Source organism: Paenibacillus sp. JNUCC32 (assembly GCF_014863545.1).
Classification (GTDB): Bacteria; Bacillota; Bacilli; order Paenibacillales; family Paenibacillaceae; genus Paenibacillus_AQ; species Paenibacillus_AQ lautus_A.
Genome location: NZ_CP062260.1, coordinates 5,305,888 through 5,318,550, shown reverse-complemented (window position 1 = coordinate 5,318,550; position 12,663 = coordinate 5,305,888). Strand labels below are relative to the sequence as shown.

Below are 12,663 nucleotides of genomic sequence, written 5' to 3'. Positions count from 1 at the left end.
TTCCAGCACGAGCTCAGATTCCGATGGCATGCGGCCTGATTTCCATGCTGTTGATTTAGGATGAGGGCATTCCGTGATAATTTCTGTCGGGGCATAATGCATGATAATTAATTTATGTTTCGTAAAAAAGCCATGGACGCAGCGTGATTTCCACGCTGCGTCCATGGCTTTTATTTTTGAATCGGTCTTGATGACCGCATGGAAAATATGTGGCGCATCACGATGTTTATGAACCGTCTCATCAATGAAGAAATTGCGGGCTATCCGAAAAATTCACACTGCGCAGGTTAAGATTAATGTAAACGCATACTTATTCATGGTATAATGCATCTAATAGATGAAGCTAAGCGACTTAAGTGGTTTGTGTTTGAATGGTTTCGAAACTGCCTGGGGGTGTTGCGAGGATGAAAAGGTACAGCGTGTGGCGTCCGGTCATGCTGATTGCGGTGGCGCTGCTTACGAATAACTTGGTTACGAGTTTGGCGGGCGTGTTTGGCATGTCGCCGGAGTCGGCGAGCAATCTGGGTTTTATCGCGATGATTATTGCCGCATTCATTACATATAACCGCATGATGAAAATCCGTCGCAAGTGAATAATCATTCACAGCCATTCATTGAATGAACAGCATGTTTATAAGCACCTTGCCGAGGTGCTTTCTTTTCGTAAAGCGTATTTATTTTTTACCAAATCAAAGGGTCTGAATCCCTGTCCACGCTTCGTATCACACCGCCTGTAATCCCCGTGTTATCTATAAAAACCGTCAAATCAACGATGCGAAAATTATCTCTCCCTATCTCTACTAGAATTGGAATAAAACATGTCTTAAACGTTTCACCGCGGCACAGATGCAGTTTGACAGATTCACCCAAATTTATGTTGAAAAGGGTCACTTTTATTAATATATTGTAAATAGCGCGAATCTAGTATTCGGGCATATATACCTAGGAGGGTTATCCTTAATGAAAAAAGGGGTCATATCTTTAATCAGTTTGGCGTTATCTGTCACAATGCTGGCAGGCTGCGGCGACAAACCGGCGTCAGAGCCAAGCGGCGGCGCAGGCGGCGACGCACCTAAGGCAAACTTCAAGGTAGGGATGGTTACGGATGCGGGAACCATCGATGACAAGTCGTTTAACCAAGGCACATACGAAGGTATCGTGAAGGCGAACGAGGACTTCAAAATGGAGCATAAATACCTGAAGCCAGCTGGACAGACAGAGGCTGACTATTCGAAGGAAATTGTAAACCTTTACGATGCCGGATTTAAATTCATCGTAACGCCAGGCTTCAAATTCGAGACAGCTGTGTTTAAAGCACAGGAAAAGTACACAGACGCTAAATTCGTTATTATCGATGGATCACCACGCCCTACAGCTGACGCCGATCCAGTCGTTAAGGAAAATACCGTATCCATCTTCTTCGCAGAGCAGGAGTCCGGCTTCCTGGCTGGCGTAGCAACAGCGCTTCATGTGAAGGATGGACAAGCAGGCTTTATCGGCGGCATGGAAATTCCGCCTGTACAGAAGTTCAACTGGGGCTTTCAGCAGGGTGTAGCTTATGCTAACGAGAATCTCGGTACGAAACTGGTGATTAACAAAGAAAACGTTGTATACCAAGGAACCTTTGACGACACTGCAGCAGGCAGCCAATTGGCGGCACAGATGTATGACCGCGGCGTAAATGTTATTTTTGCAGCAGCAGGCGGCGTTGGCGTCGGAGCTATTAACGAAGCGAAGACTCGTGTGCAGCAGGGATCCGAAGTTTGGATCGTCGGCGTCGACGTTGACCAGTATCAAGACGGCGTTTACGAAGGCGACAAGTCGGTTGTCCTGACTTCGGCTGTCAAGAAAATCGACCATGCGGCTTACGATATGATCAAAGCTGAAATAGAAGGCAAATTCCCGGGCGGACAGACGCTTACTCTGGATGCGACCAATGATGGCGTCGGACTTCCTGAGAATAACCCGAACTTGAGCGAGGACGTTCTGAAGCAAGTAGACGAAGTGTTTGGGAAGATTAAAGCCGGCGAAATTAAAGTAGCCGCAGAGCAAGGCGAATTGATTAAATAATTCAAGACACTAAGATTATCTGCGGAGCGTGGATAGGCTTACTTGAAAAGCAGCGATACCGCATGAAAAAAGACGGATTCCCTCCGTCTTTTTTTAAGGTATTATTTCAGCGAAGCGTAAGCAATTCTGTAATCGCATGTATATGTTTTGGGGCCCCCGCAAAGTATTTGCAACAAGCATCGAAGCATAGGCTCCACTTTGTGGGGCTATTTTAGGTATCAGACCGTATCACTGGCGCAAGCGATTGCACCCTGATATTGAATGTAGAATGATCTCTATCGAACTGCGTTCTGGCTGTTTGGAAGTGAGTCGATCCGCGTTTTTTAGCGGTTAATGATGAACAGGAAGATATCCAACAAAAAAGAAGGAGAGGACCCAAAACCATGGACTATGTTGTCGAGATGGTGGGCATCCGCAAGGAATTTCCGGGGATCGTGGCCAATGACGATATCACGATTCAACTAAAGAAGGGCGAGATTCACGCGCTGCTCGGCGAGAACGGTGCCGGGAAGTCGACCCTGATGAGCATCCTGTTTGGCATGTACCAGCCTGACCGTGGCGTGATCAAAGTCAACGGCAAGGACGTGCGGATTTCGAATCCGAACGTCGCGAACAAACTCGGAATCGGGATGGTCCATCAGCATTTTAAATTAGTCGAGCCGTTTACCGTGACCGAGAATATTATTCTCGGCAGCGAGACGCGCAAGTATTACTTTGGTTTAGACGTGAGATCCGCAGCCAAGCGGGTCGAGGAGCTGTCCAAACGATACGGGCTCAACGTAGACCCCTATGCCAAAATCGAGGATATCTCGGTAGGGATGCAGCAGCGCGTGGAAATTCTCAAAATGCTGTACCGTGATGCGGAAGTACTCATATTTGACGAGCCCACGGCGGTGCTGACCCCTCAGGAAATCGAAGATTTACAGGGCATTATGAAGAACCTGGTCAACGAAGGCAAATCCATCATTCTGATCACGCATAAATTGAAAGAAATTAAAGCGGTTGCGGACCGCTGCACCGTCATTCGCCGGGGGAAAACAATCGGCACCGTTGACGTAGCCGATACGAGCCGCGAAGCGATGGCCGAAATGATGGTAGGCCGCAGCGTTTCCTTTAAGGTGGATAAGCAGGAGAGTAACCCTGGCAAAGCCGTTCTTCAGATCCAGTCACTTACGGTAAAAAACAGTAAAAAAGTCGAAGCACTCAAAGGATTTAGCTTGGATCTGCATGCCGGTGAGATCGTGGGCATTGCCGGCGTGGACGGTAATGGTCAATCGGAACTGATAGAAGCCATTACCGGCTTGCGTCAAGCGGAGAGCGGAACGGTGAGCTTGAATGGAAAAACGCTCAACGGTCTATCTGTCCGTCAGCGTAATGAGAGCGGAATCGGCCACATTCCGGAGGACCGCCAGAAGAGGGGCCTCGTGCTGGATTATACGATTGAAGAGAATTTGATCCTTGAGGTGTATAACCGCCCACCGTATTCCAAGAACGGGCTGCTGCAGCCGGCAGCGATCCGCAAGCATGCGGAGCATATCATTCAGAGCTTTGATGTGCGTTCCGGAACGGGCGGCCGGTCGATCGTGCGTTCGATGTCCGGCGGTAACCAGCAAAAAGCAATCATCGGCCGCGAGGTAGAGCGCGATCCGGATCTGCTTATTGCCGTTCAGCCGACCCGGGGCCTTGACGTAGGCTCGATTGAATATATTCACCGTCGTCTGATCGAGCAGCGGGACAAGGGGAAAGCCGTTCTGCTGGTTTCCCTGGAGCTTGATGAAGTGCTGAATCTGTCGGACCGCATTGCCGTTATCAATAACGGTGAACTGGTAGGAATCGTAAAAACCTCCGAAACGAACGAAAAAGAGCTCGGACTGATGATGGCCGGGTATCAAAAAGAGGAGGCACCACATGAATAACAGCGTAAAATCGTTGCTTGCCGTCCTGTTCGGACTCATCGCGGGGGCACTGCTTATGGCGCTGACCGGGCATAATCCGGTAGAAGGATATAAGTATCTCCTCCAAGGCGGGCTTAAAAATCCCGAGCGGATCGGTAATACGCTGGCGACGGCGACTCCGCTTATTTTGACCGGTTTGTCCGTGGCTTTTGCCTTCCGTACCGGGCTGTTCAATATCGGTGCTGCGGGCCAAATGCTGATCGGCGGGTTCTGCGCAACGGCTGTCGGCCTTTCACTTGATCTGCCGCGGGCCCTGCTCCTGTTGGTCATGGTGCTGGTCGGGTTCATCGGCGGCGCACTATGGGCGGTGGTTCCCGGTTTCTTGAAGGCTAAATATAACGTGCATGAGGTCGTGTCCACGATCATGATGAACTGGACGGCCTACTGGACCGTTTATTATGTCATTCCGGGTTACTTCAAAGGGGCGAGCCTCGAGACGGAATCGCGCCAGCTTCCGCCGGAAGCCATGCTGCATCAGCAGTGGCTCACCGATATGTTCCAAGGTTCTTATGTCAATCTGGGCTTTTTTATCGCGGTGATCGCCGTTCTGGTCGTCGCTTTCCTTATTAACAAAACAACGCTCGGATACGAATTGAAAGCGGTTGGATTCAACCGGCACGCTTCCGAATATGCGGGGATCGCCGTTAAACGCAGCATCGTGCTGTCCATGTTCATCTCCGGCGGCCTCGCGGGCCTCGCGGGTGTTGCACAGTATGCGGGGAATGCCTCCAGCATGCAGATCGGCGTGCTGCCGAGCCAAGGCTTTGACGGCATTGCCGTAGCCCTGCTTGGAATCAACGCACCTATCGGTGTTTTGGTGTCGGCCCTGTTCTTCGGGATTCTCTACTCGGGCAGAGGTTTTATGAATGCTATGACGGAGATTCCGCCGGAAATCGCCGATTCGATTATCGCCATCATTATCTATTTTGCGGCAACCAGCATTTTGATCGAGCGTCTGTACCGTAAATTGAAGCTGCGTCGCGCGGCAAATAAAAAGCAGGGGGAGTAAGGACATATGTGGACAACGATTGAACAGATTTTTCCGTATGCCATCGCTTACACGATCCCGCTTTTGATTACTGCGTTAGGCGCACTGTTCAGTGAACGAAGCGGGGTCGTCAATATCGGCCTTGACGGCTTAATGATTGTCGGTTCTTTCATCGGCGCCTTTGTCATTTTCAAAATGCAGGCCCAATGGCCTGGCCAATCGTGGGTATTATGGGTAGGGCTTTTGGCCGCGGCGGCAGCGAGCGCGCTATTCTCGCTACTGCATGCATTTGCCAGCATTAACCTCAGTGCCAATCAGATCATAAGCGGTACGGCGATCAACATGATTGCGGGTGCCTTGACGATTTTCCTTGCCCGTAACATTACGGGCAGCGGCAAGATTACGATCACGAATGGTTTTGCGCCGTTTGATGTGCCTCTGCTCTCCAAGATACCGGTTATTGGGGATTTGTTTTTTACCAAAACCTATGCAACAACCTGGCTTGTTCTATTAGTATTAGTGCTAAGCGCGCTCATATTGTACAGAACACCTTTCGGTCTGCGGCTCCGGTCCTGCGGTGAGCATCCGCACGCGGCTGAAGCAGCCGGTATTAAGGTGCAGTCCATGCGGTATGTGGGCGTCATGATCTCGGGTGCTTTTTCCGGACTCGGTGGGGCTGTCATTCTGTTGACGTATTCCGGCGAATTTACGGGGAACGTTGCGGGACTGGGGTTCCTGGCCCTGGCATCCCTCATCTTCGGACAATGGAAGCCGCTCGGCATCCTGCTGGCGACCTTGTTCTTCGGATTTGCCACGACGGTAGCCAACGTATCCCAAGTCATTCCGTCCTTGGCGGTAATCCCGCCGGTCATTCTCAAGATCTTCCCTTATATCGTCACGCTGATCGCGCTCGTGATTTTCTCCAAATCCTCGAATGCGCCGAAAGCGGTAGGGGAGCCGTTCGATTCAGGTAAACGGTAACGCATTGCGCAAGTCGATGTAAGACAAATAGAACCTCTGATATGCCTATCCAGCTTTGGGTTTAGGTCTATCGGAGGTTTTTTTACATCCAGCATACTTTAGGTTAGAACTCCCAAAACATATCTGGTATATATAGTAAATAAGGTAAGAAAATTTAATAGAATAGAGGAGTGAACACCTGAATGCGCATTCGATTATATAGGTGCCAAAGGCCGTTAAGTGTGCTTTTGGTTATCGTGATGCTTCTGAGTATCATCGTTCCTTTTAGTCCCGTGAAGGTGGCGGAGGCTTCTCCCCGACATGACCAGGTTGTGATCAGCCAAGTGTACGGTGGCGGCGGGAATAGCGGGGCATCTTTTACTCATGATTTTATCGAATTGTTCAATCCGACCAGCAGTCCGGTCGACCTTACAGGCTGGAAGGTACGTTATGCAAGCGCATCAGGCACTTTTAACGGCACGACCTCTTTAACTGGTACCATAGAACCTTATGCTTATTACTTAATCCAACAGCAGAGTAGCGGCTCGGTAGGTGCTTCTTTGCCGACAGCTGATGCTGCAGGAGCATTGAACCTTAGCGGCTCCAATGGCAAAGTAGATCTGGTGAACGCCGCTGGCGATCGCATCGACCTCATTGGCTATGGGTCCGCTTCAGAGTATGAAACGAGCCCGACCGCAGCTCTATCCAACAGCACGGCAGCGATCCGCAAGGAATTGACCGTTGGTCAAAATGACCGCGGCCGCGACACGGATAACAATGCGGCCGATTTTACCGTTACGACGCCCGATCCCCGGAACAGTGCGAGTCCCGTTACGCCGGTCACGCCTGGCTCGGGCCTGGGAGCGGTAACGGCCAATCCGGAGCCTAATGCCTGGCCAGCCGGAACGGAGATTACGCTGAATCCGCCTACAGTAGGCGCTTCCGTTTATGCGGATGTATATTTGTCCGGCGGGAACGGGTCCGGATTCCAACTCGTCACCGGCCCGATCATCCTTAACGAGCCTACGCGGGTGCATGCCTATGCAGCCCAAGATGGCCAGCCGGATGGGCCGGTCTCCTCGTTCCAATACGATATTTTAACGCAAACGTCCGTCGCTGATGCCCGCAGCAAGGCGAAAGGCGAGCATGTTTGGACGGAAGGTATCATTACGCATATCGAAGGGAGAGAGACCTATATTCAAGACGATACGGCAGGTATCGTGCTCTATGATTACCCGCTTAATGCCAGCGTTGGCGACCGGGTGAGCGTGGCCGGCGTGATGGAGATTTACAACAATCTTCAGGAGATAAAACCGCACGCCTTGCTGCCGCACGACGTAACGGGGAACCAAGTCGGAGTGCCGCAGGCTCTCCCAATTACCGGAGCTGATCTATCTTCAGCTGCAGGGGAGAATTATGAGGCAAGACTAGTCTCCCTGAATGATGTCACCATCAAATCCGAGAATAGACCTGGGGAATACACAGCCGAGCAAGGCGGGCATGAATTCATCATCTATTCCGGCTTGTCCAAGCTGAAGACGGTGAAAACCTTCAGCCGCATCACGGGCGTGGTGAAGCAGTTCGGAAATATCTATGAGCTGATTCCATTAGGCGAGGATGCCTTAATCGAAGAGATGTTCTCCGTAATCGCAAGTCCGGGCGCCGGACCGATCATTACCGGGGGAACGGTGACGCTGTCCAGCCCTACGCAAGGCGCAAGCATCTATTATACGCTTGATGGATCGGTTCCTACGACAGCAAGCACGCTGTACAGCGCACCGATTCAGATTGACCGTGACACAACCATCAAAGCGATCGTCGTCTCGGGTGTGGATGTGAGCAAGGTATACGAATTTGCTTACAAGGCTACTCAGCAGCCGCGCATCGCGGATATCCAAGGCGAGGACCATGTTTCGCCGTATAACGGACAGACGGTAACCGATATTGAAGGCGTTGTAACCCAGTACGGTTATACGTTCTCTAACGGCAGCATTAAGGGATTCTATATCCAGGATCCGAAGCCGGATTCCAATCCGAATACCTCGGATGCCATTTTCGTGTATTCCACGGATCCAAACCGTCCTCTAATCGGAGATCTGGTAAGCGTAGCCGGTAAAGTGGCCGAGTATAACGAGGGAAGCTCCAGCAACCTGACTTCCACTCAAATCGAGCTGCAATCGTTCAAGAAGCTCGATCAGGCACAGCAGCTGCCGGACCCTGTTCTATTAGGCAAAGGCGGACGTCCGATTCCGGCTGCCATTATCGATAATGACGGCATGACCACGTTCGATCCGGAGGAGGATGCCATCGACTTCTACGAGTCGCTGGAGGGCATGTTGGTCAGACTTCCGCAGCCAACGATCATTAGTCCCTATTGGACAAGCAGCGGAACCTACAACATTGCGACCCGGGTCGAAAATGATGTCGCCGATGTCACTACGCCGGCGGGCGGGCTGGTTCTGAAAGAGAACGGCAATTTCAACCCGCAGCGTCTTTTGATTGCTTACGGCAATCCGGGTCAGGAAGTGAGCACGGGCGATACGTTTGCCGATGATGTGATCGGCGTGATCGGGTATAACGGCGGGAACTTCAAGGTGATCCCTGCCAAAGACAGCTTGCCTCCAATCGACAGCAGCTCTTTTAAGCAAGAGGTATCTACTATTGACGTGAATGCCGAACAGCTCAGAGTAGCGACGTATAATATTGAAAATTTCTACCCGGGCGTAAGCTCCGCCAAAATCAACAAGCTGGCGGAATCGATCGTAAACAACATCAAGTCTCCGGATATTATCGGTCTCGTCGAAGTACAGGATAACAACGGAGAGCAGAACAACGGAACCACCGCGGCCGATCAAAGCTACCAGACCTTGATTAACGCCATCAAGGCAGCCGGCGGACCAACTTACAGCTTTACCGACATTGAACCAGAGAATAATAACGACGGGGGAGCGCCGGGAGCCAACATTCGGGTCGGTTTCCTCTACAACGCGGATCGCGTCCAGTTATCGGACAGCGTTCAGGGCAAGAAGGGATCCCCGACGGAATCCGTGGCGTATGATGCGGCGAAGGATCAGTTAACCCTGAATCCGGGCCGGATTGATCCGCAGAATGCGGCATTCAACGCATCGCGCAAGCCGCTGGCAGCACAGTTCGAATTCCAAGGGGAAAAAGTGATCGTCATCGCGAATCATTTTAACTCGAAATCCGGAGACCAAGGACCATTCGGCAATACCCAGCCGCCGGTTCTCTCCAGCGAAACCCAGCGCCATCAGATCGCAGCGGTCGTGAACGGATTCGTGAAAGACGTGGTGTCCGCTAATCCTGACGCGAACGTCGTCGTGCTGGGGGATTTGAATGATTTCCAATTTACCGAGACGGCAAACATTTTAAAGGGCAACGAATTAGACAACCTGATCGAGACGCTTCCGCTTAAGGAGCAGTACACGTACACGTATGACGGAAACTCGCAGGTGCTGGATCATATTCTGGTCAGCAAGAACCTGACCCGTTCTACGCAAGTCGATATCGTGCATCTGAACGCCGATTTCCCGGCCTCCAAGGGCCGCGTATCGGATCATGATCCGGTCGTCGCCCAGATCGACCTGAAGGAAGAAGCCGTGGACGGCTTCCCGCTGACGATTTTGCATACCAATGACACGCATGCCAATCTGGACACCGTAAGCTCGCCGGATAATATTGCGCGCCGGGTTACGGCAATCAAGGAAGCCAAAGCGAATGCGGTCAATCCACTGCTCGTGGATGCGGGAGACGTATTCTCAGGCACGCTGTATTTTAATCAATATTTGGGACTTGCCGATCTGGAGTTCATGAATTTGGTTCAATATGATGCCATGACCTTCGGTAACCATGAGTTCGATAAAGGCTCCGAGGTGCTGAACGATTTCATCGAGCATGCGAAATTCCCGTTTGTTTCCTCGAACGTGAATTTTTCGGCCGATGCTTTATTGACCCAGAAATTCAAGGATGAAGTGACCCGGGATGCCAAGGATGGAACCATCTACCCGGCCATCATCATGGAGGTAGACGGGGAGCAGGTTGGCCTCATCGGACTGACAACCGAAGACACGGCAAACATCGCTTCGCCGGGAGACGTCACCTTTGAGAATGCGGTGCAAAAGGCAAAAGACACCGTAGCGATGCTGAGGAATGAAGGTATCAACAAAATCGTCGTACTGTCGCACCTCGGTTATGACGTGGATGTCAACCTTGCGAAGGAAGTCGAGGGCATCGACATCATCGTGGGCGGTCACAGTCACACCAAGCTGGATCAGGCGGTCGTGGACCGTACGGACAGCGAACCGAAGCTGATCGTGCAGACAGGTGAAAAAGGTCAATTCTTAGGCCAGCTTGAGGTCGTATTTGATGACGAGGGTGTTCTGCAAGAGTGGAACAGCAGCCTCATTTCCGTTGACGAGAAAGATAGCAATGAGCAGTATGTAATTCAGCCGGATCCCGAAGCCTTGCAAATTCTGAATACCAAATATAAGCCAGGCGTGGAGGAACTGAAACAAACGGAGGTTGGCACGACAGAAGTGAAGCTGAACGGCGTCCGCGCCGATGTCCGCACGAAGGAAACGAATCTCGGCAATCTGATTGCCGATGGCATGCTGGATGCGGCGCAAGCCGCCGGCACGAATGCGGTCATCGCCCTGCAGAACGGCGGCGGCATCCGCGAATCGATTGAAGCAGGCAAAATCACGATGGGTGACGTCATGACGGTGCTTCCGTTTAACAATGATCTCGTCACGATCACGTTAACGGGCGCCGAGATCAAAGAAGCCATGGAAAACGGGGTCTCCAAAACCCCTGCTCAGGACGGGCGCTTCCCGCATATCGCTGGGATGAGGTTCTATTATGATTCGACCAAGCCGATTGGATCACGCGTCCTGCGCATCGAGGTGAAAGGCAAGAACGGATACGAGCCGATCGACATGAATAAATCGTATGAAGTAGCGACGAACGCATTTACCGCTAAGGGCGGCGATTTCTATGCTTCGCTCGAGAAGGCTTATCTGGAAGGGCGCGTGAACCTGCTTTATAAGCCTGACTATGAGGTGTTCTCGAACTATGTGAAAAAGGTAGGCACCATCACGGCCAAGACCTCCGCCGTGGAAGGACGGATTACGGACTTGAAGGGATCGCCGCTTCCGGGTGGTCCGGGAGAGCCTGGGCCGGGCAACCCTGGAAATCCGGGCACGCCTGGAACTCCAGGGCCGACGACGCCTCCCGTGAATCCTTCCAACCCTGGCACGACGCCGCCGGCGGAGCCAGGCAAGATTAAGGTGCCGGTGAAGGTGGAGAACGGTATGGTTACAGGCAGCGTGACCGGAGCGGCCATGAAGGAAGCCCTGAAACAGCCTACGGGTGGAAAAGTTACCGTAGAGGTAACAAGCACGCAGCCCATCTCTTCTTCATCCGTTACCATCGAGAATGAAGCGCTGCGTGCGTGGCTTGATCAGACAAGCGCGCAGGTGCTGGTGGTAGCGACGCCTTACGGAAGCTATGAGCTTCCGAAGACGGAGATCGATCTTCAAGCGCTGGCAGCCCAAGCCGGCTCGGACATGAGCAGCCTTCAATTGGTCATTCAGCTTGCTGTCGATGCGGATGCCCTTAAATCAGCGGCGTCCAAAGGATATAAAGCGCTGCAAGCCGTGAGCTACACCGTGACGGTGAAGTCCGGCAATGGCAAGACTTTCACGCTGGATTCGTTCCAAACGTATGTGAAACGGTCCCTGAATGTCGACAAATCGCATGCGTTGACGGACATTGCAGTTGTTCGAGTGGATGGAAACGGCGAATACACGCCGGTACCATTCAAGGTGAACGGCCAACGTATCGATATCTATAGCCGCACGAACAGCACGTATCTGGTGTTGCAGAACCCGGTAACGTTCCAGGACATCGCGTCGCATTGGTCGAAGGGTGAGGTTGAATCGCTTGCAGCCAAAATGATCGTAACCGGGCGCACGGAGCAGACCTTTGTTCCGAACGCTCCAGTTACTCGGGCCGAGTTCGCAGCGCTTGTCGTCCGGGCATTGGGACTTTCTGCAGACGCTGCGTCAGGCAGCTTCCAGGACGTGGCTTCATCCGACTGGTACGCGGGAGCGATCCAGGCAGCCGTCGATGCCGATATCATTAACGGCTACACGGACGGCACTTTTAAGCCGAATCGGACGATCACGCGCGAAGAGATGGCCGTGATGGCCTACAACGCGCTGGAGTATGCCGGATACAACCCCGTCGACGCGGCAAAAGCTCATTTTGCCGATGCGTCCGCGATCGGTGTTTGGTCTCAGGTGGCGGTGTATGAATTGGCGGCACTTGATATTCTGAATGGAGATCCGAAGCAGCGCTTCCATCCTAAATCGAATGCCACCCGCGGCGAAAGCGCCGCTGTGCTCCATCGTTTGATGCAGGATTTGACGTACGTAAAATAAACAGGTTCTATAGCGGCTGGATGCATTTTGGGTTAGCCTCTTGGTTATAAACGAGAGGGGGGCGTCCACCAGCAAATCTGCTAAAGAACACTCCATTGATCAACAAAATGGGAAATAGAAATGGCGGTGCTAAGGAGGCGATCCTTGCACCGCCATTTTCTTGTTTTTTACTTTCGTTGCACCGCTTCTTTCGTAAACGATTCGTACACGGAGCGTCTCCTAACAGAAAGAG

Annotated in this window: 6 protein-coding genes; all 6 read left to right on the top strand. The window is 52.0% G+C overall.

Annotation, left to right across the window (positions count from 1 at the left end; all coding sequences use genetic code 11):
* Window positions 1-404 precede the first annotated feature (404 nt).
* Window positions 405-593: a hypothetical protein gene (locus tag JNUCC32_RS23455; RefSeq protein ID WP_012818556.1), complete on the top strand. Its 189-nt coding sequence runs from the start codon at window positions 405-407 to the stop codon at window positions 591-593.
* A 367-nt stretch (window positions 594-960) separates the two neighbouring features.
* Window positions 961-2,070, top strand: coding sequence for a BMP family lipoprotein (locus JNUCC32_RS23450; RefSeq protein ID WP_192570014.1), 1,110 nt, complete (start codon window positions 961-963; stop codon window positions 2,068-2,070).
* 383 nt (window positions 2,071-2,453) lie between these two features.
* Window positions 2,454-3,986: an ABC transporter ATP-binding protein gene (locus JNUCC32_RS23445; protein ID WP_192570013.1), complete on the top strand. Its 1,533-nt coding sequence runs from the start codon at window positions 2,454-2,456 to the stop codon at window positions 3,984-3,986.
* On the top strand, window positions 3,979-5,034 hold the full coding sequence (locus JNUCC32_RS23440; protein ID WP_192570012.1) for an ABC transporter permease: 1,056 nt from the start codon (window positions 3,979-3,981) through the stop codon (window positions 5,032-5,034). Before JNUCC32_RS23445 ends, JNUCC32_RS23440 begins: the two co-directional genes overlap by 8 nt.
* Before the next feature lie 6 nt (window positions 5,035-5,040).
* Window positions 5,041-5,994, top strand: a complete 954-nt coding sequence (locus tag JNUCC32_RS23435) for an ABC transporter permease (protein WP_192570011.1) — start codon at window positions 5,041-5,043, stop codon at window positions 5,992-5,994.
* Between the two features lie 182 nt (window positions 5,995-6,176).
* Entirely contained in the window at window positions 6,177-12,431 is a 6,255-nt protein-coding gene (locus JNUCC32_RS23430; RefSeq protein ID WP_192570010.1) for a 5'-nucleotidase C-terminal domain-containing protein, read from the top strand.
* The last annotated feature ends 232 nt before the right edge of the window (window positions 12,432-12,663 follow it).

What these genes read in the sequence shown, in the direction of transcription:
- JNUCC32_RS23455 (WP_012818556.1), top strand. Translation starts at nt 405, where the DNA reads ATGAAAAGGTACAGCGTGTGGCGTCCGGTCATGCTGATTGCGGTGGCG.
- JNUCC32_RS23450 (WP_192570014.1), top strand. Translation starts at nt 961, where the DNA reads ATGAAAAAAGGGGTCATATCTTTAATCAGTTTGGCGTTATCTGTCACA.
- JNUCC32_RS23445 (WP_192570013.1), top strand. Translation starts at nt 2,454, where the DNA reads ATGGACTATGTTGTCGAGATGGTGGGCATCCGCAAGGAATTTCCGGGG.
- JNUCC32_RS23440 (WP_192570012.1), top strand. Translation starts at nt 3,979, where the DNA reads ATGAATAACAGCGTAAAATCGTTGCTTGCCGTCCTGTTCGGACTCATC.
- JNUCC32_RS23435 (WP_192570011.1), top strand. Translation starts at nt 5,041, where the DNA reads ATGTGGACAACGATTGAACAGATTTTTCCGTATGCCATCGCTTACACG.
- JNUCC32_RS23430 (WP_192570010.1), top strand. Translation starts at nt 6,177, where the DNA reads ATGCGCATTCGATTATATAGGTGCCAAAGGCCGTTAAGTGTGCTTTTG.